General features: G+C 33.2%; 19 protein-coding genes. 4 read left to right on the top strand and 15 right to left on the bottom strand.

Annotated elements, in window-relative coordinates; genetic code table 11:
- Positions 1–70: 70 nt before the first annotated feature.
- Positions 71–1,114: a UbiA family prenyltransferase gene (locus R2R71_RS20090; protein WP_316833080.1), complete on the bottom strand. Its 1,044-nt coding sequence runs from the start codon at positions 1,112–1,114 to the stop codon at positions 71–73.
- A gap of 505 nt (positions 1,115–1,619) precedes the next feature.
- Between R2R71_RS20090 and R2R71_RS20085 the strand changes: the two genes are divergently transcribed.
- The 3 genes from R2R71_RS20085 (at position 1,620) to R2R71_RS20075 (ending at position 5,556) form a co-directional block, all read left to right on the top strand.
- Positions 1,620–2,930, top strand: a complete 1,311-nt coding sequence (locus R2R71_RS20085; protein WP_316833079.1) for a hypothetical protein — start codon at positions 1,620–1,622, stop codon at positions 2,928–2,930.
- 173 nt (positions 2,931–3,103) lie between these two features.
- Entirely contained in the window at positions 3,104–4,633 is a 1,530-nt protein-coding gene (locus R2R71_RS20080) for a hypothetical protein (protein ID WP_316833078.1), read from the top strand.
- Positions 4,630–5,556, top strand: coding sequence for a glycosyltransferase (locus R2R71_RS20075; RefSeq protein ID WP_316833077.1), 927 nt, complete (start codon positions 4,630–4,632; stop codon positions 5,554–5,556). Before R2R71_RS20080 ends, R2R71_RS20075 begins: the two co-directional genes overlap by 4 nt.
- Before the next feature lie 34 nt (positions 5,557–5,590).
- Here R2R71_RS20075 and R2R71_RS20070 read toward each other — a convergent pair whose 3' ends face one another.
- From R2R71_RS20070 to R2R71_RS20050, 5 genes are read right to left on the bottom strand one after another with little or no spacing between them, the layout of a single operon-like run.
- Positions 5,591–6,472 (bottom strand): glycosyltransferase family 8 protein, encoded by an 882-nt coding sequence (locus tag R2R71_RS20070; RefSeq protein WP_316833076.1) that lies wholly within the window; start codon positions 6,470–6,472, stop codon positions 5,591–5,593.
- Between the two features lie 17 nt (positions 6,473–6,489).
- A complete protein-coding gene (locus R2R71_RS20065; protein WP_316833075.1) occupies positions 6,490–7,854 on the bottom strand; it encodes a lipopolysaccharide biosynthesis protein in 1,365 nt (454 codons plus the stop codon).
- Between the two features lie 18 nt (positions 7,855–7,872).
- Positions 7,873–9,549: a GMC family oxidoreductase gene (locus R2R71_RS20060; protein ID WP_316833074.1), complete on the bottom strand. Its 1,677-nt coding sequence runs from the start codon at positions 9,547–9,549 to the stop codon at positions 7,873–7,875.
- 23 nt (positions 9,550–9,572) lie between these two features.
- Positions 9,573–10,724, bottom strand: coding sequence for an acyltransferase (locus R2R71_RS20055; RefSeq protein ID WP_316833073.1), 1,152 nt, complete (start codon positions 10,722–10,724; stop codon positions 9,573–9,575).
- Positions 10,725–10,758: 34 nt separating this feature from the next.
- Complete coding sequence (locus tag R2R71_RS20050; RefSeq protein WP_316833072.1) at positions 10,759–11,334, bottom strand: gluconate 2-dehydrogenase subunit 3 family protein; 576 nt, start codon at positions 11,332–11,334, stop codon at positions 10,759–10,761.
- 136 nt (positions 11,335–11,470) lie between these two features.
- Between R2R71_RS20050 and R2R71_RS20045 the strand changes: the two genes are divergently transcribed.
- Positions 11,471–12,337, top strand: coding sequence for a glycosyltransferase family 2 protein (locus tag R2R71_RS20045; RefSeq protein ID WP_316833071.1), 867 nt, complete (start codon positions 11,471–11,473; stop codon positions 12,335–12,337).
- Positions 12,338–12,344: 7 nt separating this feature from the next.
- Here R2R71_RS20045 and R2R71_RS20040 read toward each other — a convergent pair whose 3' ends face one another.
- The 9 genes from R2R71_RS20040 to R2R71_RS20000 all read right to left on the bottom strand — a co-directional run bounded on the left by R2R71_RS20040 (position 12,345) and on the right by R2R71_RS20000 (position 22,914).
- Complete coding sequence (locus R2R71_RS20040) at positions 12,345–13,496, bottom strand: glycosyltransferase (RefSeq protein ID WP_316833070.1); 1,152 nt, start codon at positions 13,494–13,496, stop codon at positions 12,345–12,347.
- The gene (locus tag R2R71_RS20035) at positions 13,456–14,649 is read right to left on the bottom strand and encodes a glycosyltransferase (RefSeq protein WP_316833069.1); all 1,194 of its coding nucleotides are present in this window, start codon (positions 14,647–14,649) and stop codon (positions 13,456–13,458) included. The genes R2R71_RS20040 and R2R71_RS20035 overlap by 41 nt, the downstream gene beginning before the upstream one ends.
- 1 nt (position 14,650) lies before the next feature.
- Complete coding sequence (locus tag R2R71_RS20030) at positions 14,651–15,862, bottom strand: glycosyltransferase (RefSeq protein WP_316833068.1); 1,212 nt, start codon at positions 15,860–15,862, stop codon at positions 14,651–14,653.
- 17 nt (positions 15,863–15,879) lie between these two features.
- On the bottom strand, positions 15,880–16,665 hold the full coding sequence (locus tag R2R71_RS20025; RefSeq protein WP_316833067.1) for a glycosyltransferase family 2 protein: 786 nt from the start codon (positions 16,663–16,665) through the stop codon (positions 15,880–15,882).
- Positions 16,666–16,702: 37 nt separating this feature from the next.
- Positions 16,703–17,317 (bottom strand): acyltransferase, encoded by a 615-nt coding sequence (locus tag R2R71_RS20020; protein WP_316833066.1) that lies wholly within the window; start codon positions 17,315–17,317, stop codon positions 16,703–16,705.
- A gap of 107 nt (positions 17,318–17,424) precedes the next feature.
- Positions 17,425–18,702 (bottom strand): O-antigen ligase family protein, encoded by a 1,278-nt coding sequence (locus R2R71_RS20015; protein WP_316833065.1) that lies wholly within the window; start codon positions 18,700–18,702, stop codon positions 17,425–17,427.
- Between the two features lie 57 nt (positions 18,703–18,759).
- Entirely contained in the window at positions 18,760–20,898 is a 2,139-nt protein-coding gene (locus tag R2R71_RS20010) for an exopolysaccharide transport family protein (RefSeq protein ID WP_316833064.1), read from the bottom strand.
- 19 nt (positions 20,899–20,917) lie between these two features.
- A complete protein-coding gene (locus R2R71_RS20005; RefSeq protein ID WP_316833063.1) occupies positions 20,918–21,598 on the bottom strand; it encodes a TolC family protein in 681 nt (226 codons plus the stop codon).
- A 167-nt stretch (positions 21,599–21,765) separates the two neighbouring features.
- Positions 21,766–22,914 carry a glycosyltransferase family 61 protein gene (locus R2R71_RS20000; RefSeq protein ID WP_316833062.1) on the bottom strand — a complete coding sequence of 383 codons (1,149 nt, stop codon included), beginning with the start codon at positions 22,912–22,914 and terminating at the stop codon, positions 21,766–21,768.
- Positions 22,915–22,964 lie beyond the last annotated feature (50 nt).

Genomic DNA, 22,964 nt, shown 5'->3' with positions numbered 1-22,964 from the left:
CTATTTGCTTTTGTCTGACAGTTAATTCTTCTAAAAATTTTCGTTAAAATATAAAAATCAACATTTGTAATTAATAATTATTAACATTTTTAACTAACCAATACAGCCAAGGTATTTTTATAAACATCAATATGATAAATAGGATAAAAAATACAAGAAGATAAATCATAAACCATTTTCTGGAGTATATTTTTTTATATCCTTGTAAAGGAGATTCATCCAATAAACCAATTTTTAAATACCATGCAAACAGAACTGCAAAAAAAGGAAAGCTAAGCAATAATTCTATTTTTTCTTTAATAAGAAAAATCCCCATAAAAAAGGCAAAATTTACTGCATAAAATAGAATTGAAATAAGTAAACTATTTTCTGAATAAAATTTAAAGGATCTCCTATATAGTTTGGCTAAGTGATGATCATTAATAAGTCTAAATTCTGCAAAACGTTTTGTGGCCATTAAAAATGCACCTCCCATCCAGAAAGCGATGATAATACTAATTGGCGGTAGAGTATTAATCCAGTCTAAATCCCATTTACTGCTAGGAAAACCCAAAGCAGGACTAACAAGAAACCAGCCAGCAGCAAACCTAACAGGATTAACTAAAGATTCGCTCAACACATCCAAAAAAACTCTATCCTTAAGGCGAATTGGTTTTAAATTATATAGGAGAGTTATCAACACTATAAAAATTGCCGCAATAAAATATTTTATAGAGATTAAAGAAGCTAACAATAGCCCGATCAAACTCAGTACGGCAAATCCAATAAATACTAGCTTTTGATTGAAGATTCCATTCCTGCTCCGGCTAACTTGTTTTAATGGATGATATTTATCGAAACCTACATCTAAAAAGTTATTTAGAGAAGAACTGGCAGACGTTAAGCTATAAAAGCTTAATAAACCTAAACTCAATCTCAGTAAAAGCCCAAGATGAAATTCAAGTTTAAAAACAAATAATCCATAAAGCATACCCGGAATCATGAAGAAAATAAAAGACAGGCTATCCATCTTTATTAGCTTAAGGTATTCCTTTAAATTGGCTGGACGTAATTCTGTTTGAAATGAAGATGTGGATGATAATAAATCCTCCTCAAATTCTACATCATCTGTCATAAAAAATTGTGATCATAAATTTAGGGATTTGGGCAAATAAAATCATAAAAATTATATCATAAGTTATTCTTATCTTCTTTATAATATTCTCATTTTAAAAATAGAAAATTTAAAGTAGATAAAATAATCATGACCACATATCTCTAATCCATTAAGCCTAAAAATCATTCATTTTTCATTAATTACGCATTTTTAATAATACAACTACACTAGAATATAATAGTTATCGCTTTTTAATGGCTGATTATAAGACTTTTAATCAAATTTAATTTGGCTCTAATTTAAATGTAATTATAATGTCATTTATTATTTTTACATAAAAATCAAATAACTAAAAAAATATCAAAAAAACATGATTTAAATGGCCACAATCAATATCAGACCATGTCAAACAATATATTCTTAATAACAGAATTAACTTTTATTTAATTGTTTGTATAATATTTATTACAATTGTCGTTTAACAAGCAACAAACATTTAATTAATTAACTTTAAAGACAAATAATGAGAAAAAATTTCAAAATGCAATTAGCTCTTCCTTTAGTAATACTCTTATCACTTGCCGCTTGTAAAAAAAATAATGTAACAGAAGATACATCAACTTCTACTACACCAACCACAACTATTACAAACCCTACAACGAACCCAGTTTCAACTGCCCCCTCTTATGACGTTGGAACAGGTTCGGGATATTTAACTATTGATGGAAATTCGCTTGATTTGACTTCCATCAAACTTATTAAGATAAAAGCCGGGAGCTATAAAGGAATTTACATCAAAAATATTTCTGGAACTGCGGCCAATCCTATTTATATAAAGAACTCAGGTCAGGTAATTATTACTGAAGGAATGGAAACAACCAATGTAAATTATTTAAACTTTCTCGGAGACAATGAGTCGACAATAACTTATGGTTTCTCATTTGAAAATATCGCTTTCAGAGCTCTAAAATTTAGAGGAAAAATGAGCAATGTTACTATTAAGAATGTCAGCTTTAAAAACGTTACTGATTACGTAATGGCGGGAGAAGCTGATAACGGTTTAGTTGCATATGATGGTACGTCATCTACTAGAATTGAAAATTTCAAAATATTAAATTGTTTATTTGATAATACCGGAAGTATTTCTTTTGGAGGAAATCTGAATAAAGAGACTGGAGAAGACACTGGTCTTTATAAAGATATTGAGATTGCATACAACATTTTTCAAAACTCTCCAAACGTAGGAACTGTTTGCTCATTTACCAATGTGCAAGATTACAATATACACCATAATGTTGTCAACGATATCAATCAGTCAACTAATAATCACAATGGCGTCTTCTTTATGCAAGGTAATGGAAAATTTCACGACAATAAATTAACAAACTATCAAGGAAATTCTATCAGAGTTTGGGGATATTCCAGAGGCTCGACACCGGCAATGGTTGAAATTTACAATAACATTTGTTATAACACAAGAAAATACGGCGCTTTTGAAATCCAGGAATTTGCTAGAAATATAGTACCGGGCAAATCTACTTTTATCAATGCAAAAGTTTATAACAACACCGTTGGTAAAATGAATACATCGAAAGATTGGGAAGGACAAATTCTTGATTTATACAATTTTGGTGGAACGTTAGAATTTAACAACAATTTAGGCTTTGATCTAAACCGGGTAGGCAAAGAAACTACAGACATGATTAACTATAATGGTAATTCTACATCAACTACGATTACCAATAACAAATATTATGCTACACAGGCTTTAGCAGTTTTAAACATAACGACCTTTGTTTCCTTAATTTCAGGAATAGGAGCCCCAGCTCAATAAATAACTATAATAAACTCATCCATAAAAATAGTTTTCATGGATGAGTTTATCACCTCTTTACATATGCCTTAAAGATAGAATTTAAGAGTCATTTTCAAATTTGAACTTCTTTATTTTGGAAATATTAGTTATCTTTAAAAGATATTTCATCCTAAAGGAATCGCTCAAGTTTCATGAAAAATACGAATAATTTTTATCTTGCATTATCCATATCTTTTCTAATTTTCCTCGTCTCTAGAATATTTATTATTTTCTCTAATGGAACAGACTTGGCTGGTATAGAGCAAAATGTAATATATAGTATCCAAATTTATCTTGCTTCTGGTAAGCTCTACTTTTCACCAAAGAACATTCCTTTTTCGATAACCCAATATACCCCTCTTTATTATTACATTTGCGCTTTTACAGCTAAAATATTTGCCATCAATCCGGATGGAAACTTTAACAGCATTTATGTTATTGGAAGGGTCTGGAACTTGGTTTTCAATTTATCATCAGCTTATGTAACTTATAGTCTGGCAAGAAGATTTTTTAAATTGTCAAAGGATAACTGCTGGATAATATTTCTCTCCACGTTTACATTTACTTTTGCACATAATTTTGCCGTTCGACCAGATTCTCTGCATGATTTAATTGGTATAACTTCAATATATACCTTTTTATTAATGTTGGAAAACATTAATAAACTTAAGGGGTATTTTTATCTGCTTGTAATCACTATAATTTTGTCCCTTTTTGCGGTATTATCTAAGCAAAGTGGTATTCAGTTTATTATTATATTTTTAGGAATTACAATTTGGAATAAAAAATGGATTTTATTTATTAGAATGCTGTTCTGTGCTGTACTTATCTATGCTTTTTCCATATACTTATTTACTTGTCTTTACCCATCTTTTTTAGAGAATGTTGTTGGCGGAGTCAATAATGGGATAAATATTGAAAATTATCTTAGATATGTAATAGGAAAAAATATATTTATCATAACAGTTTGGCCTTTAATTTTAGGATTCTTGTACATTATACTTCGAAATAGAAACAGATTTACAGCAGACTTAGCAGATACAAGTTTAATAATTTGCACCTTAGGAACCTTAATTTTTGCACTCGTAACGGCACTCAAAATGGGTTCTACAGCCCAATACTTCATCGTTTTTATAAATCTTTCATTAATTGTGATATTTAAAGAGATTGAAAATAAAAATAATCAAAAAAGAAATACAATTCCCATTATATTTAAATCCTACCTTGGGGTTATTGCTGTTGTTTTTTTTGTTAGCAATGCAAAGTTAATTTACAAACTAGACGGAGATCCAATTTTGGAAGCCCAACGAGCTTCAGCTAATCGAACAGCTTCTTTTTTGAAAGACCAAAATAGGCTTTCCGCAAATAAATATATTTTTTTCAATTTAACAACAGACTACACTATTCCATCCAGACAGTCATTAAATAATATTTTTTTCAGAAACTGTTTAGTTCCGCAAATGGATATTCTACAATACTCAACAAAGCAACTTGATGTTATAGGCTACCAAAAGTTGGAAGAAATGATTAAAAATGGTGATGTAAATTATATTGTAGGTTCTGATCCCAAGATTAACTTTTTGTTATTCGATAATTTAGATATTCTACTAAAGAAACATTATAGACTCATAAAAAATATTGATGGTTACCTTATTTATGAATTTTTACCTTTAAACAGATGAGCAAGATTGAAAAAGTAGTAATCATAACACCTTGTTTTAACGAAAACATTACCGTAATCTCTTTTCTGAAAAATATAGAGACTGTTTTAGAAAATAGTAATCACGAGTTTACTGTGATTGTAATTGATGATTGCTCATCAGATAACACATTAGATTTACTTAAGAAATTTAACTTTAGTACTTCTAACCTTGACCTAGTTATATTAAAACTTAAGTTTAATGTTGGTCATCAAGCTGCGATCTATCAAGGTTTATTGTACGCTGAAGCGCTCGATTCTGATAAGTTTATCATCATGGATTCTGATGGAGAAGATGACCCAAGTGCAATAATCGATTTAATACAATTTAATGATTATGACATTGTAAATGTAGCCAGGGGGCGACGAAAAGAAAGTTTATCTTTTCAAATGTCTTACTATATTTATCGCTTTATATTTAAAATTATCACAGGTAAAGTACTTAATTTTGGTAATTTTTGCATGATAAATAAGAAGGTTTTAAGAACATCATGCTATACCTCTTTTATACATTTCGCCGCCCATCTTTCCAAACAAAAGGTTACATCGACTAGCATAACCTACAACCGGCTAAAACGAATCGATGGAAAATCCAAAATGAATTTAACCAGTTTAATACATCATGCATTCAAATCATTTGTTGAATATGCCGAAGAACTTTTAATGGTTTTTTTGCGAATATTCATTTTAATTATGGTAGTATTTGCAGGCTTCATAGGTATCGTTCTCTACAAAAAGTTTTTTACGGATGAAGCCATTTTAGGTTGGGCGAGTACTATGACTGTTAGCCTATTCACTACGGCTTTAATTTGTATCGGTTTCTTTGTGATAGGAATTCTATTACTTAATATGATCTCACAAAGAAGTCAAAATAAAGCAAGAATATTCTCCACTTCCGAAGACTAATTTTTTAAAACTTTAGTAGATTTTTAAAAATCTACTAAAGTTTTAAAAATGCTTTTTTAATCTTATTAATAATCTTCCTTACATATCGTTGATTTCCACTAATTGGTTTGAAGTTTTTCCATGGTGTAAAAGATAAATACCTAAAAAATTCATCTTTATAAACCTCTTTAGATTGGTAGCTTTTAAAAATTGGCTTTATATCTAAGAAGTGAATTAATGATGGGTTTTCATCCTCATTAAAGGCAAACCAATTCCATTTTGGATCCAGCTGAAGCCATTTATTAGCCAAAACGACATTTAAACCGTATTGGTCAGCCAATTGAACGTACTTTTTATGGATTCTTAAAGCCTCAATCACATCCTTGGAAATTCCTTCCTTACGCCATTTTTTTGGATTAATAACCAATACCCCAGAATTAAAATATTTAGTGTCGGCAGTTAAGCCGAGCTCTTTATAATTCCTAATCCCGCCCCACTCGCAGTCAACAGTTTTACCCACATCTTGTGCAGCAGCAACAATATAGTTTCCTAAATCGATATTCCATAATTTTGAAATATCATCCTGAACAATAGTATCCACATCTAAATAAATAAGCCTTTCTGCATTTTCATCGATAACGTAAGGCGAAAATACCCGCATGTAAGCTGTTAAAGGAAAGGCAGAATTATCAACCGGTATAGTGATGTCTTTAGGAACAGCATCCTTGCTTTTAATCCATTTGATACTAATACGAGCTGGTTCAACAATAGATTCGAGCTTAGTCCGGAAACTTAATGCAATACCATCATCTATAATATAAAAATTGATATGCTCATCCGTTTTATGATTGAGATCGATTGACTTTAATAAAGCTACAATTAGTATTGCGTAATGGTTATCACTAGCAACAACTATAGAAATGGGATTATCTTTCATATTAGGGTTTAAAAAAGTTAATGATTGACATTTTTTGATTTGAAAAAGAAAGTACTGTAAATATGCTTTAAAAAAACTATAATTTCATTGAACCCTACAGTGAAAACACTCCAGAAATTGAAATTATAATAATTGTTAAGGGGTTTGTAAGTTATCCATATTGCAATGATTATTGGCAAAATGTTTGCGATAGCAATGCCATATATAGAATGGAAAATGGCAACACCAACGAAATCACCAATGAGGTTTGCCGCCAGCATTACTAGAATTTTATAAAAGTTAATTTTTGGTAAATGGATTACATCTACACCCAAAGAGAAGAATCTATCTGCAGGATAAAGAACCGCCATGCACATTAAAATTCTGAATAAATTTGGCGCCTCCGTGGTTAAATATTTTTCACCGCCGATTAATGCAATTATTGGGTTGGCAAAAGCAACGGAACATAGCGCAACAACCAAAATGACGATAGAAAGCATCCCGACCATTTTTTTCATCACATACATCATTTCTGCTTTTTTACCATTGTTGTAGTGGGCCGATAAACTTGGCATTCCTGAAGCTGCAAAACTTAACAGCGGCATTTCAATAATTTGCAACAATTTACCTGATAGATTATAAATTGCCAGTGCAGCTGGCCCCAGATAAAAATTAATAAAAAAAGTATCGGTAACATGAAATAAATTTGCACTTACGCTGGTCGCCATGCTGTATTTACCAAAATGAAATAACTCCATGAAGGCTGTTTTACTGCTATATTTTAATGTGCCGATTTTAGACCAGCCTAATAGTAAAATTATGATGCTTGATAACAAATTTGAAAGTACGTATGTAATTAATACTGCATTCAAACTCGATTGCTTAATAATAACGAGAACAATAATTGTACCTGTAAATAAAACTTGGTTGATTAGTCGCATCCATAATAGCCGATCAAAACGCTTATCGCCCTGAACCACCAGATTAGCCATAAAAGATGGTAATGTGGCAATAGAAATTAATGAAAAGTACTTTAAAAACAGAATCATCCCCTCATTAGTAATTAATGAACTTAAAAAATAACTCGGAATATTAAGCGCTATAGAAAATAAGGTGATGGCTATACCCAAAGCCCAACCTGAGCCAGAAACTTCGTTTGCCCGATCAATGGCTGTACCTGAGTAAAACTTGATAAAGGAGTTTGTCAAAAATCCTGAGCGTAAGGTATCGATCAGTGCCAGTATGGTTGTAAAAAATATATATATACCAATATCTTTAAATGATAATGCCCTGTATAAAATAGCCACTGTTAGCATACCAAAACCAGCCATCACACCGTTACCAATTAGCGACTGAAAGTGTATATTTTTAAATGAAGAAAATATTTTTTTGATAATGGACATTATTGGTTTTTTTATAGATTATAAATTTCCTTCTTTAAGTTCTTGTACCGCGAAATCACAAGCCCTGGCTGTTAGGGCCATGTATGTTAAAGAGGGATTCTGACATGCAGAGGAGGTCATGCAACTGCCATCGGTAATAAAGACATTCTTAGCAGCATGTACCTGGTTGTATTTGTTCAAAACCGAGTGTTTGGGGTCGTGCCCCATTCGAGCTGTTCCCATTTCGTGTACGGTAGAACCTCCGGGGCTATTATAATTAAATGAGGAAACTTCTTCAAAACCAGCATCCTTAAGCATATATTCTGAAGTTTCCATGATGTCATTCATCATCTTTTTTTCATTTTCTTTAAATTCGAAATCTATTTTTACCAAGGGTAAGCCCCATTGATCTTTTTTTTCAGGATCTAACGATATCTTATTATCAAAATACGGTAAACACTCCCCCCATCCCGCCATCCATACTGACCATTTCCCGGGAGATGTTAATTTGGATTTAAAATCGATACCAAAACCAGCTTCAGCTTGCCGATCTTTCCATCCTAAACGTTCGCCATCCCCTTGTATATTGTAGCCTCGTAAAAAACTTTGCTGATCGGATGATTCTAAGTTCCTATATCTTGGGATTAAAAATCCACTAGGTCTTCTACCTTTGTAGTATCGATCTTTCAAACCATTATAAACACCCATTGCTCCCGCTGATGAATGGTGATCCATCAGATTATGTCCAAGTTGTCCGCTATCATTTCCAAATCCATTTGGAAAACGTTTTGATTTGGAGTTTAACAATAAAGCCGTTGTCGCTATTGTTGATGCGTTGACAAATATTATTCGAGCATTGAACTGCAATTGATGATGAGTTTGCGCATCAATTACCTTAACGCCGCTCGCTTTTTTATTTTTCTCATCATATATTAGTTCTGAAACGATTGAGAAAGGCCGTAGTGTGAGTTTTCCAGTCGCCATGGCAGCAGGTATGGTGGAACTGTTGCTGCTAAAATACCCTCCAAAAGGGCAGCCACGGCTACAGAGGTTACGATTCTGACAGGGACCTCTGTTATCCCAACCTCTGGTTAAGTTTGCAACCCTGGCAATAGTTAATACCCTTTTTTGTTTCGTTTTTAGGGACTCAGCGAGGTGTCGCTCCACACAATTGAGCTCCATGGCCGGCAAAAAATTGCCATCCGGTAACTGGGGTAAATGTTCGGCCTGACCACTCACCCCGATAAATGACTCAACATAGTCGTACCAAGGTGCAATATCTTTATAACGGATTGGCCAATCTATACCATGACCATCCTTTACATTGGCTTGGAAATCCAAATCACTCCACCGGTAACACTGGCGCCCCCATGTTAATGATTTCCCACCAACCTGGTAACCTCTAAACCAGTTAAAGGGCTTTTCCTGAATATAGGGATGTTCCTTATCACTGATAAAAAAATGTTTGTTTGATGGATCGTAAATTTTACTGTGAATAGGATCATCAGCTACCTCTTTTACGGTATTGCGAAAACCATTTTTAAAATCCCAGGGGTTCAGGTTCGCCGTAGGATAATCTTTAATGTGTTCTACATTTCGGCCCCTTTCCAGCAATAATGTCTTTAGCCCTTTTTTGCAAAGTTCCATTGCAGCCCAACCTCCGCTTATGCCAGAACCTATTACAATAGCATCGTAATTATCATGATCTATATTCATTTATGTTAAAGATAATATGTTAATTACTTATTTTGGATTATGATTTCATTGTTATTTTGAAAGTATTTTTTATATTTTATAAAATGCTTTTCAAAAAGATTGAAACTAAAAAAACTTACAATGACTGAAAGCAAAACTAAAATAAGTGAGGTAATTAAGTCTACAATAAGAGTATTATTCCCGAATTTGTTAAGGAAATTTGTTAAGGGAATGGAAAGTAGTATATATATTATTGCATGGTATACATACATCCCGTATGAATATTTCCCAAAGAACGTCAAAAATTTATAACTAAAGAACTTTGTTAGGTATACTCTACCTGATATGGCAAAGATTAGGATCGAGGCCCAAAAAAGTGATACTAACGTGAAACCAAAACTAGCCATAAGTAAATGAGAGAAATGAGGACCACTGAAAATCGCATGGAAAACAATGAATAAGCCAGATATAAACATTATATATAATGCAAACCTCTCAAGAATTTCCTTTTTATCCCTAATTAATATAGCAAGCAAAGAACCAATGCATAAGGCATCAAACCGAGAAAATGTATTAACATAATACCCAATATTATCATGAGTAAAAAAATAAATTCTAAGTAGAACAGCGAAAATTATAAAAACAATAATGAAAGAAATAATCTTATTCTTACTAAATCTCTTAATGATAAACGGCCAAAAAATATAAAATTGTTCTTCTATCGCTAATGACCAGAAATGACTTAAAAGTTTATTTTCTTTTGAAAATTCTCCAAAATAAGTAGTTTGCCAATTCTGCAGATAAATCCAGTAAAAAATATTCGGTGCATTAATTTTATCTATTCCTTTAATAAATGGGACAAATGAAAGAATGGTAATTATAAGCAGCGCAAAGTAGTATAAAGGAAAAATCCTGAGAAAACGTTTACCAAAGAAATTTTTATAATACAGTTTATCAGATTTACCATCAATCAAAATTCCAGATATTAAAAACCCAGATAAAACGAAGAATAAATCTACCCCCATCCATCCAAAATAAGAAATACGAAGGAAACCGAAACAATGAAAAAAAACTACCAGAAGAACTGCAAATCCCCTCAATCCGTCTAAGGGAATAATTTTTTTTGAAGAGTCTAAATAATTAATTTCTAGATTAAATACTGGCTTAAGAGTCGATATAATTTGTTTTGCGAGCATATGATAAAAATAATAATTAAGTTTATAGAAGGCTTCAACTAGTTGCCCAGGATTTCTGATTTCTTGACAATGGAATGCAAGACAAATACCTTCCAGGTATATAATCATATGACAACCCTTTTGTAGCACCAATTTCGGAAATGCAATAACCCTCCACACAAAGATTTTTCAGAATTAGGAAAAATGCCCCCCCAAAAAGCTTATTATTTAGTTTATTTAGGATTGAGTAGTTGTATTCATCACGATTCTCTAAGTATTGAAGCGTTTGTTCTTTTTCAATTTTAGTGCACTTGACAAATTGTGTATTGTATTCTCTTAAAGTATAATTATCTACATTTATTAAGCCTTCAACAAATCTATTCTGCTGAACATTATCCGTACAATTCAAGATCACATTAATGATATATTGTACCACATTTGCTGATTTCGCACCTGGAGTTTCTGTTTCTGGTATAATGACTTCAGCTAGCTCACTTATTAGGTTTTTATGAGCTAAAAACAATTTGGGATCGAATTTTCTATGAATCGAGAACCATCGAAAAAAATTATAGGATGTAAGTGATAAAAAGCTAAGAGCAAAAATGCTTTTTAAAGCTGTTCTTCTTTTCATTAATTATAATAACTGACTGTGGAATGATTTTCAAAGATAATTATTAATATAAACAAATCAGTAATTACCTATTAATCATTTAAAAATTATATTTTTGTTCATAACGCAGTTTCAAAATAAAATTTGATAAATCCCTATGAATATTTTGAGTAACCCACTTTGGTTGAAAGATTTTGAATATCCTTTTGATAAATTTGAAGACATACCCCAAAACATCTTTAATCTAATCAATAGTGATCTTGACAGGCTTACAGGAACAAACCCATTAGTTACTATATTAATTGCCGCATGGAATGAGGAAATTAATATTTTGAGATGCATTGCAAGCTTATCTAAAACAACGTGCGCTTTTCCCATTGAAATTATTGTCGTAAACAATAATTCGAAAGACAACACACAAAAAACAATAGATAAGCTTAACATAACCGGTTTATTCGAGAAGAAACAGGGCTGTGGTCCAGCGAGACAATTTGGACAGGAACAGGCAAAAGGAAAATATATATTGCTTGCAGATGCTGATTGTTTTTATCCACCAGATTGGGTTAGTGAAATGACAAATGTTTTAGAAAAAAAGGACGTTGTGTGTGTTTATGGCCGTTATTCTTTTATCAGCGAAGATAAATTTCCTCGGTGGAAACTTTTTATTTTGGAAAAAATGAAAGATGCCATTTCTGAATTAAGACAACTTAAAAGGCCATATTTCAATGCCTATGGACTTAGTATGGGTTATGTTAGAGAATTAGGTTTAAAAGTTGGCTTTATTGAAACCAATTTTTGGGGGGATGATGGGCAGTTATGTTTAGGGTTAATGAAATACGGAAAAATTAAACAAGTACGAAGCCAGAAAGCAAGAGTTTGGACTGGTCCACGTACTCTCCAAAGGGATGGCAATTTGACTGAAGCAATTATGGTTAGAATTAAAAAAGAGTTTGGTAGGTTTTTTAAAAACTTTAATTCTTCCCTTCCTGAAGATGCTATTCACGAATCCAAGGGTAGTTCTTAATACTTCTTTAGGTCAGCGTAGTATACAAATCTTGGATTTTCCTTGTCATCGTCGTTATATTATAGTTCTTTTTTACTGTAAGTTCAGCTTGTTTGCCCAGTTTATTGCGAAAAGATTTGTCTGTAATTAACAGTTCAAGAGCTAAAGCCAATTTTTTTATATCCAATGGCGGGATAATCAATCCATTTTCGTTATTTATAATTAAGTCAGTAATACCATCAATTTCTGAGGCAATTATTGCTTTTCTCATCGCCATAGCTTCTAATAAGGCTATAGGTAATCCTTCCCATAATGATGGTAAACAAAATATGTCAATTGAATTAAGTATAGCAGGAATATCTTTCCGAAAATCTAAAAAAATAAGTTTATTTTTTAAATTAAGTTCTTCTGCTAATTGAAGCATTTGAGGTTTCAAGTCACCATTACCGACTATTAAGTATTTAGCTCTCGACGGAACATCTGCAATCGATCTTAAGAAAGTAAGAGGTGATTTCTGATGTGTAATTCGTGCGATATAGCCAACAACTACCTCATCCAAACCAATTTCAAATTCTTTTCGAATGTCCGGGTATATTTTATCCGGATCAAATTTGTCTTTATTTATCCCATTGACGATTACAACTGCATTTGACATTGGAAAATTCCGTTTACCTTCGGTTAAATTGCTCTCTGATACGCAAATCGTTTTGTTTGAAACACGAACTAAAAAACGCTCGCTTAAAGTTCTAATTAATTTAATAACCTTATTCTGATCTGGATGGAAAGACCATCCATGTACCGTATAGATTAATGGAATTTTTAATGCTTTAGCACTGTAAAATGTATTTGAATTTGCCCGTGTTCCATGAGCATGAATCAAATCGATCTTTTCAGTTGAAATTATTTTTTTAACCTTGCTCCAAACTCTAAGATCAAATGGAGTTGTGGTTTTAATAACATAAGTTTTATAGTTAGAAGCTTTTAATTGGTCGACCATGGGCCCATCAGTAAAAGATAAGATTACCGATTCATATTTTGCTTTATCTAAATGATTCACCAAATCAAGTACATGGGTTTCACCTCCCCCAATTTCTCCTTGCCTTATGGCATGTAATATTTTTTTCTTCACCCTGATACATTTAAATTTTATTATTTTTAACTTCATCAATCCTTTCATCATGATAATGAATGGTTGCTGTTGACAGCTCATTTGCTCTCCTGGCCTTAAATAAGGAAATAACCTGCAGAAACATAAATACTGGGATTTTAATCAATGCTTTGTAAATTACTTTGGGTGCTTTGAAATAGTTCAGGGATACAAAAAAAACAGCCAGAAAGGCTAATATGGCGAATAGCCAAAAAAACAACATTTCAGGCTGAAGAAAGCAATCAATCAGGATTGAAAGTAAACTTAAACCCGCAATAATAAAAAGCGGGGGTCTTGAAAATAAAAGTCCGCACAAAAACTGGTTACGATTGAAGGTTAGTGCCCCTTTAAAAATTAAGGTTACTCCTTTACCTGCATGTTTAAACCATGTATTGATCCAGCGGGCACGTTGTTGAACTAACTGTTGTGGTTTTGATGTCTTTTCATCATAAACGACGGCTTGCTCGGCAAATGCAATTCGTTTACCTCTCTTAAGTATTTCCATTTGTAAAACCTTATCAAAACCAGCCCCTTGAACGGTCAGAATTTCCAGGCATTCTTTATAAAATTCCGTAGTAAAGGCCATGCCTGATCCTGCTAAAGATGCTGATGAACCGCAATCAAAAAGAAGTTTCCTGTCGATGAAGCGATAATAAATATCTCCAGCTTCATCTAAACACGCATAGGGCGTATTTAAGTTTTTCGCTTTCCTGACACCCTGAACGGCAAGATAATTTTGATCGAAGAACAGGTTAAGTTGAATTAAATAATCCGAATCAACTAAATTATCACTATCAATAATGGTTAGCAGTTCGTGTGCTCTTACAAATCGGTTAATTGCATAGAAATGCGATTTGGTATTACTTGCCAGGGTTTCTTCTGGCCTAAGTAAAATTACTTTATCACTACCAAAATTTAAGTTCGAAACATCACATTTATCGGCGACAACATAAACCATATAGTTTTCATAATTTAATTTCAATATCGAATTGACAACCGAAGGCAAGAGTTCTGTTTGCTCAAAAGCGGTAACTATAATTCCATAATCATATTTTTTAGTTGAATTAGAGTTGTGCAGGTTTCTATTTCTAAAAAAATGAAGCAAGTATAAAACTACTGGTAAAAACAAATTTAAACCAATTAAAATCTGCAGTAAAACTGAAAATAAAAGCAAATATTCTTTCATATTAATGATCGATTTCTACTTGATGTATTGCAGCAGAAATAGCCTTAACGCTGTTTAACCAGGTGTGTGTTAAGGCAAAATCACGGCGCCTAGTTTGTAAATTTATGGAATCCTGATTTAGTGCTTCTTCAATTAAGCGCACATAATCTTCTTTACTTTCTGCCAAATAAACAAATTCTTTAAAAGCTTCCATTGCTTTTGTTTTAGTTGCAACCACCGGTTTTCCAACAGCAAGATATTCATCGATTTTTCTAGGGTAGTTACCGATCGTTACCAGGTTAACCAATTGAGGATTAATACAGATATCGAAAAGATTAATGTAATCGGGAAGGCTCTCGACAGGTTTGATGCCTGTAAAAACAATATTTTTAATTTCATGTAAATTGCTCTCTTTGAAAAAATCATCTTCCGGACCTACTAAAACAATTGTCCATTCTGGTTTTGAAATGGCGATGTACGCTATTATTTCTATATCTAACCGAATGCTTTGCAGCGCACCTACATAACCAATAATAGGCGAATTAATGTTCGCTAATTCATTGTTTTTTGAAACGCTAAGATTTGGATAAAAAATATCGAGCTCACAGCCTTGCCCAACATAAAATGAATTTGAGTTAAATTGCTGGCAATAATTAGTCAGGTATGTTGAGTTTGCTACACACAAGTTATTTTTAGCAATTAATTTTGGTTCTAAAGCCTCGCCATGTTTTTTCCAATAATCTACAGCAACCATATAATCTCTAGAATAATAAACACTTGTTTTCGGCTTTAGTAAGTCGTTGAGGTAGTATCCTTTGAAAATCTCATTATCATTAAAAAGAATAATATCCGTGAAATTTAATTGATCAATCGCTTTATTAATAGATTTAGCTAGTTTTCTGTTGTTGAAATAATTAAAGATACTGAACAACCGTGTACTTGATATCCAATTGATGGATTCAACCATGCAATCAGGATAGTAGTTCCAAAGATTGTCCTGAATTTTTACCAGACCAGGTTCTTTTCCATCGATAATGTTTAAACGTCTAATCGTTTTGCTGTCATTTTTACTTCTATGTAAGGTTATACGATCTAGCGGTGAGTTGATGTACAATACCCTATTATTTTTACTGAACTCAATGGCTATGTTCTTGCAATTACTCCCAATTTCTGTATCCCATGGTTGCTGACCAATGATTACAATGTTCCGATCAATTATTTGTTCTTTATCCATAAGCAATTATTTTTCAATCATTTAATAGGTTTTATATAATAACTGTAAATGAACTTGAATAATCTATATATATATAAAGCTTGCTGGACAAAGTAGTTATCACTATTTGTCAATGTTTTCCTAGTCATTGTACTAGGCTCGGTATTGGTGTTAACTTGGTCGAATACACTTTTATAATTAATATGTAATAAGCCCCTGCCTTTATTTTTTAAAAATGACAACATCATTCGATATTCGGTCTGATCACCCTTAACACCTTCCTGATATCGTCCAAATTTATCAAAGAAATTTTTTCGTCTTAGATGAGGATGATCGCTATACATAGGAATTTTATCTATATTTAGTGATGAGTGCTCAAATATCATTTCTGCAAATCCTTTTCCAAAAGCCTTTAGCTTAGGATAATTTAAGTATGAATAAAATCTGATAGTATCAATAACACTGTTAGCTTTTAAAATATCAACTGCATTTGAAAAAGTTTCGTTAAATAAACCAAGCGCTATGAAATCTTCCTGAACATATAGGGTATAATCTGTTTTAACTGCATCCTGACCTTTGTTGATGTTATTACCTAAACCTTTATTGCTTATGGTTTTTACAAGCGTAATATTATACGATTGGCTTAAACTTTCAATATATTCAAGATGCTCTTCTTTACTCCCGTCGTCCGAAACAACTATAGCACCAAAGGATACATCATTATTTACAAAACTGTCTAGCAAACGTTGTAGTGAAGCACTTCTATTATAATGAGTTACTAATAGGGTAACATCGCTGTAATGATTTTTTAATACTTTAACCATTGATTTTGAGATGATTTCTTAAAGCAAAATTGTTAATCTAAATCCTTTCCCAGATTCGAGTAATAAAATTATATTGTTTGATGATTTTCGCCGGGTTGCCAACCGCTATCGAATAATCAGGTATATCCTTCGTAACAACACTGCCCGCACCAATTACACAATGTGTGCCAAGCTTAACACCCGCCGTAATCACACTGTTGGCTCCAATCCAAACATTATTGCCTATGGTTATTTTTTTACAAACTACTTTTTGTTTTGATGGTGGTGTGTTAATATCCTCATAACCATGGTTTAAACCGGAAGCGACTATATTTTGTGCAAACATGACATCGTTGCCAATTTGGATGGGCCCAATAATTACATTACTCATTCCAATTATTGTACCTCTACCAATCTCTACATCCCCTACACCGTTATTTACTGTAGAAAAGTCTTCAATGACCGAACGTTCGCCTAAATCAAATTTATTGAATGGAAAAACATCCATACGTGTTCTGGAGCGGATAATGGATTGTTTGCCGCGTGAATGTTTGAAGGGGTTTAAAAATAATTTAACCCATAGCCTCGGGCTGTTCTCATTCTGCGGAATCAGAAGCCATAAAGCAATTTTTTTTAATCTCGGATCCGACTTTATTCTTTCAACAATACCCATAGTCATTCTTCATTATCTTCTTCCCGTTTGGAAAACCTGATCCCACCAAAAAAACCAAATATAAAAGCCAGTGCAGCCGGCAGTAAAAATATTTCCCAAGGCATATTTTAAGTAATTATTTTTTTTCCAGCCAATTCCCGCTCAAGCTTAGGCATAATATAAACAAAAGCAATTGATATGTAAACAATTATAGTTGATGGCATGGTATTAATCACCTCATTGCCATAACTACAACACAAAATACCGGCAAAACCCGATGTTAAGGCAATCCCCTTAATCTTCAATCCCTCGTCCTTAATCCGCCATACAATGCCACAACATTTACCCAAAATGTAGCTTAACATAGAAATCCAAACCGTAAAACCAACAATCCCGTACATGGCCCAGATTTTCACCCAATAACTATCTGGCTGTATAGTTGATAAAAACTTATCCGCATTGTATTCCATTCCGTTTGCACCGATTACTCCTAAGCCCCCTCCAAAAGGAATATTGCTCATGTATTCCTTTAAAATTAACTGCGACTTCATTCGAACATTAAGAGAAGGGTCTTCCGGATTTAAGGAGGAGCGAAAACGATAGATGTTATAATTACCGTCTCCAATGTGTGTATATTTTAACATGCCGAGCAATAGAATGGCAATACCTCCACCAACCAATAATACCTTATATCGTTTGGTTAATATTATAGCAAGAAATGCCCCTGGTGCTAAAGCAAACATTGCGCCACGCGTGCCAGAGATCAACATGCCATACAACATCAATGCGGAACAGACCAGAAGAATGATTCGGTACTTCTTTGTAACTGGACCAAGGGCGAGTATGAGTGTTAATAAACCAATGTGTGCTTGTGATGCTCCAAATTGTGCGGATTCCGAATAAAAAGAAAATACCCGTAATCGTCCCCACAGAATATGTGTTGCTGCCCCACCATTTGCAAGAAATCCAATGTCACCTCTCGATAATCCAAAATGTAGTTGTTTAATTCCGTCTAAAGCCGCCAATGTAGACAAGGCTATTACAATCTTTAAAAATGTATCCAAATCCTTGCTACTTGTGTTTAACAGGAAAGCCATAACCACAATTAAAAGCGGATATTCAGCTGCAGTTCGGATTTCCTTTAACCAGCCCATTATACTCGCACCTGCGGGATTAACAACTTCTAAAATGCTGACAATAAGCCAAAATAGAAATAAATAAACAACATCATTATTTAGATTTCGCCAATTATCTTTTGGTATCGTAAAAATGGCAATAATGAAGGTTAAGAGTAATAAGCCTTCTATAACTATACCAATGGGGAAATTGATACCTGATTCTCTGGTCAGCATCCAGCAAACAAAACAATAAACCAGTAAAATGTTGAATATTTTCTTAGCGAACATCTCTAAGATCTAATTTTTAAGCGAAATTGAAAAAACTCAAACATACTATTTTAATGCCTAATCAGTTAATTCAGTTTTATTTAACACCCAACCCAAAAAGCCCGGAAGTTTTTTGATGTAAGCGACATATTCTTTATCTACATCCTGAATTGTTTTCCCATACTCAAAAATGGCTAAATTTTTGTCTGTAAAAAGCAACCATTCCTTGGCAATGTTAATGTCGTGCAGGCTATTGACATCCACAATTATAATGTCAAATTCATCCCGTAAAACATCAAAGCCCGCTTTTAAACTTTTCACACTCTGCATTTCTAATAACGATTCGCGAGCGGTATTTTTATTCATTACTGTGATTAAATCTTCAGTATGAATTTCTTTTTTAACCAGGAAAGTTTGAAAATTGTGGCTCACTACTAAACCTGTACTGGTTGATTTCACCACCGGTAATTCATCTGCAATTAGTAACACTTTTTTACCAGTCATTGCAAAGGCATATGCTAAGCTATGGCAGATAAATGTTTTTCCTTCGCCCGCAACAAGACTTGTTACACCAAGAATCTTGCTATCATCTAAATCCAGTTTTTCAGTCACCTCAAATCTCAACGAACGTAGCATATCCCTAAAAAACTCAAAATTCACATTGCCGGTTTTATCGTTCCAAATGTCACGCACATTGCGCTCATCAGTTTCAATTTTACATAAAACCCCCAACGTATTGGATTTTGTGGCAGCTGCCAATTGTTGTGCAGTTTTGATTTTGTTATCCGTTAAAAACATGACCAGGATAAAGCCGACGCAGAGCGCAAAACTACCAAAGCCAGATCCGGCAAGATATATGATCCTTTTTGATGGCTCAGGATTTCCAGGCAAACCAATCTGCTCAATTTGTAACCTTAAGCCCATTGATTGCCCCGCTTTGTTTTGATTATATTGTTCAGATGCCGCTGTATAGTCTTTAGTTGCCAAATCAGCCTCCCGTTCATAATTTTGGATATCAGCATCATAGGGAACCATAGAGCTGTATTTGGCCCTAAGCTGAGAAAGCTGCGCATTAATACTTGACATGCTGCTTTTTGCCTGCTCGAGTGAAAGTTCAAGCGCTAGCTTTTGACTGATAAGCGATTGTTTAGAGGTTTTAGGATCAACAACGTTCTCATCCGCATTTTGATTACTCATTGCTAAAATAATCCGGTTTAACGAATCTATTTTCTTTTGATCGGAAGGTTTAAACCCATTTTCAATAAATGCATTATTTGCAGCAACCAGCTTTTGTTTCAGGTTTACGAGTTCCCTATTATCGGCTCTGCTGCTACCATTATAGGTTACATCTGCTCCACCGAGTTTTGAATTGATAATTCTAATTTGTCCTTGACTGGTCTGCATCTGGCGGATGGCATTCGCTCGTTGTGATTCGTATTCCGTAATCTGTCCATATACCGCAGCCGACTGTTCGCTTAAATTAAGTACGCCTTTGTTTCGTTTAAAAGTAGCCAAAGCCTCGTTCTTTTGATTCATGATGATTTCTTTCTGTTTTAATACAGAGTCGAGCAACACAATAGAATTACTTTGATTTAAGCTTACATCCATACTATAATTACTTATGAATGTATTAGCATATGTATTCACCAGGTAAGCAGACAATTCCGGATTTTCGGAAGTGTAACTGATGTTGATAAAGTCACTGTTTTCGGTATGGGATATATCAACCTGTTTCCTTAAAGTTTCTTCACCGTAGCCCATTGATGAAACCATGTTGTAAAGTTTATACTTACCCTCATTATCTGCCAATGTTAAAACGGATTTCGACAGCAATTTAGCCTTGAATATTGCAATCACTTCAATTCTTTGTGTTGCATTCAGAGAATCGATTAATTCACTATATTTTCTGAAAGAAGTTTTAGGCTGCTCTAAATCATGCAGTATTAAATTATATGATAGAATGTTAAGCATTTTTTTTAGCTTAAATTTTTCTATAATACTATTAAACTGCTGGCTGATTTGAAAGAAATCAGTATTCTCGTTACTGATTAATTTTTTAGAAGGGTCTAATAAACCTGTTGAAATCTGGACTTCTGAGTTATATTGCTTCGGCAGATTTTTAACTAAAAAATAAGTAATTGTAACAGCAATAATGGGCACTAATAATAGTACCCATTTATATTTTTTAATCAGTTTTAAAAGCGATTTTATATCCATACTTTACTATAACATTTTCCTATTTAACATCGGCAAGTTTTGCGCCGATCACTTCTTCCAACAAATCTTTAGATTTTAGAAATGTGGTTTCAGCGGCTATTTTTGCTTGATAAGCATTAAACTGAAGAATTCTCGATTGATTATATACATCTAAAGTAATTTCGCTTTTCTCAAATCTCAACCTTAGGCTCTCAGCTACACCTTTATTATCGCTAGCTAGTTGTGCACTTAATTTAAGTAGATTGATTGATTGAATATAATCGTAATAGCGACTTTTAACTAAAAGAACCAGTTGATTTTCATAATCCTTTTCTTCTAATTTAGCAGCCTTGTAATCTGATTTGGCTCTTTTTATCAGGAGAGGTCTTGAAATCAACGTTCCTAAACTAACAGTTACACCAAACTGGAAACCATTAACACTGTAAGGATTCACCGGATCTAAAACGGCTTGCTTTTGTGGGCGATAAAAATAGCTCCCGGAGAACATATCCAAATAACCCAATGCAGCAATTGGAATATTCGTTTTAATTCCTTCCGAACGCTCTTTAGTTAATTTCAGTTTTGGATAATTCTGCTTAGCCAGATCGATATACTTTTCCAAATCAGCATATTTGATTTCTGGAATGATGGTTTCTTGAGAGAATGCCGAAACGCTCACAAATAATAAGCTGGCTAACGTAATTTTAAGAAGATTTTTCATTAATTATGGATGATTAATTTAATTAACTATTGAGGTTTTGATTTTCAGCTATAAAGATACAATTATACTTGTTCTTTTTGAATAAGTAAAAAAAGTTTTATTTTTTAATATGAGCATACCTGAGTATGTAAATTCGAGGTTAATGAAATAATGATTAAGACTATAAGTTATGTAACATTGCTGCTATTTAAAATTAATTTTATCCTTTCCCTCAACTCTGGTATCGATACATCAATGTCTTCTGTTAAGCCCATAGCGTAAGTTACATCTTTGTTGTGCATTCCATGATAATAAGCTGAATACTTCAATTCCATAACTTCTGCCAGGTAAAGAAAAAAGTCAGGCGCATAATTAGGAGAAAATAATTCAAATAGCTGTGTTCCCGGCTCACACCATATGATATTGGTGAATGATGCGCCATGAGCACCTACAATAAAGGAGGCATTTTTGTATAGTGCTATCTGTTCCTCCACTGAGCGTTCTACATCTTCAATAATCTTAAAATCAAACTCTTTTAAAAGTTCAATTAATTCCACTTCATTAGAAATCTTTCTTCTTCCACTCCTACTTATGTATATACGTTGAGATTTACTTTTTTCGGGAGTAAATCTCTTTGAGATCTCTTGTTTTAAAATATCTATATCGGACTTTGATGGATGCCATCCTTCAAAATTTGCTGAAAGAATTCGTTTAGATATTGGTTTGTATTGCTGGCAGTCTATAAAATTTTTCTCTTTATAGCCAATCAGCTTAAGATATTCACTTTCATATTTTTCTCCAAATGAGGCATATGAAACCCAGATATCATCAAAATCATAATCAGGCATTGAGTTTTTAATTCTTGCCAGTTTACCGGCAATGAAAAAAACATAATCGTAATAACCATAGTAAACGCGTTCATCTTTAAAGTGACTGAATGGTGCAACTAATATCTTACAAGCAATCTGTTTTCGATCATCGTCTTCACTTAAACTACGATAAAGGCCATCGTGTGTCCAATGTGTACATAGAACTTTTTTATCGATAATAACCGATCCGTATTTGGACAAATAGCCTTCTTTGTCTCTGTAATCCCATACATAGTTAGCGGAAATGACCAGATCTCTTGGGCTAAAATAGATTTTTTCAGGTACAAAAAAATCACTCACCTTTGGAAGATGATGCATTTCAGAAGCAGTGCTGCTTACCTCATAGTGCTTTGAAAATCGTAGCGTTTCTTTTAAATCTAAAACAGATAAGCCAGCTATCTTTAAAAAAAAATTAGTTATTTTTTGAAAAATTTTACGGGCTATAATGATTCTATAGAGCGTTTTCAACCCAGACATTTACTTACAGGAAGTGATTTTTACTAAATGCCTGCCAACCA

It is taken from the genome of Pedobacter aquatilis, from assembly GCF_032678405.1.
In the GTDB taxonomy this organism is placed as follows: domain Bacteria; phylum Bacteroidota; class Bacteroidia; order Sphingobacteriales; family Sphingobacteriaceae; genus Pedobacter; species Pedobacter aquatilis_A.
Note: the sequence above shows the minus strand (reverse complement) of the source record. Positions and strands in the feature narration are given on the sequence as shown.

Excerpts from the sequence above, each read along its gene's own strand:
- R2R71_RS20090 (WP_316833080.1), bottom strand. The coding sequence starts at position 1,114 with ATGACAGATGATGTAGAATTTGAGGAGGATTTATTATCATCCACATCT.
- R2R71_RS20085 (WP_316833079.1), top strand. The coding sequence starts at position 1,620 with ATGAGAAAAAATTTCAAAATGCAATTAGCTCTTCCTTTAGTAATACTC.
- R2R71_RS20080 (WP_316833078.1), top strand. The coding sequence starts at position 3,104 with ATGAAAAATACGAATAATTTTTATCTTGCATTATCCATATCTTTTCTA.
- R2R71_RS20075 (WP_316833077.1), top strand. The coding sequence starts at position 4,630 with ATGAGCAAGATTGAAAAAGTAGTAATCATAACACCTTGTTTTAACGAA.
- R2R71_RS20070 (WP_316833076.1), bottom strand. The coding sequence starts at position 6,472 with ATGAAAGATAATCCCATTTCTATAGTTGTTGCTAGTGATAACCATTAC.
- R2R71_RS20065 (WP_316833075.1), bottom strand. The coding sequence starts at position 7,854 with ATGTCCATTATCAAAAAAATATTTTCTTCATTTAAAAATATACACTTT.
- R2R71_RS20060 (WP_316833074.1), bottom strand. The coding sequence starts at position 9,549 with ATGAATATAGATCATGATAATTACGATGCTATTGTAATAGGTTCTGGC.
- R2R71_RS20055 (WP_316833073.1), bottom strand. The coding sequence starts at position 10,724 with ATGCTCGCAAAACAAATTATATCGACTCTTAAGCCAGTATTTAATCTA.
- R2R71_RS20050 (WP_316833072.1), bottom strand. The coding sequence starts at position 11,334 with ATGAAAAGAAGAACAGCTTTAAAAAGCATTTTTGCTCTTAGCTTTTTA.
- R2R71_RS20045 (WP_316833071.1), top strand. The coding sequence starts at position 11,471 with ATGAATATTTTGAGTAACCCACTTTGGTTGAAAGATTTTGAATATCCT.
- R2R71_RS20040 (WP_316833070.1), bottom strand. The coding sequence starts at position 13,496 with ATGATGAAAGGATTGATGAAGTTAAAAATAATAAAATTTAAATGTATC.
- R2R71_RS20035 (WP_316833069.1), bottom strand. The coding sequence starts at position 14,649 with ATGAAAGAATATTTGCTTTTATTTTCAGTTTTACTGCAGATTTTAATT.
- R2R71_RS20030 (WP_316833068.1), bottom strand. The coding sequence starts at position 15,862 with ATGGATAAAGAACAAATAATTGATCGGAACATTGTAATCATTGGTCAG.
- R2R71_RS20025 (WP_316833067.1), bottom strand. The coding sequence starts at position 16,665 with ATGGTTAAAGTATTAAAAAATCATTACAGCGATGTTACCCTATTAGTA.
- R2R71_RS20020 (WP_316833066.1), bottom strand. The coding sequence starts at position 17,317 with ATGGGTATTGTTGAAAGAATAAAGTCGGATCCGAGATTAAAAAAAATT.
- R2R71_RS20015 (WP_316833065.1), bottom strand. The coding sequence starts at position 18,702 with ATGTTCGCTAAGAAAATATTCAACATTTTACTGGTTTATTGTTTTGTT.
- R2R71_RS20010 (WP_316833064.1), bottom strand. The coding sequence starts at position 20,898 with ATGGATATAAAATCGCTTTTAAAACTGATTAAAAAATATAAATGGGTA.
- R2R71_RS20005 (WP_316833063.1), bottom strand. The coding sequence starts at position 21,598 with ATGAAAAATCTTCTTAAAATTACGTTAGCCAGCTTATTATTTGTGAGC.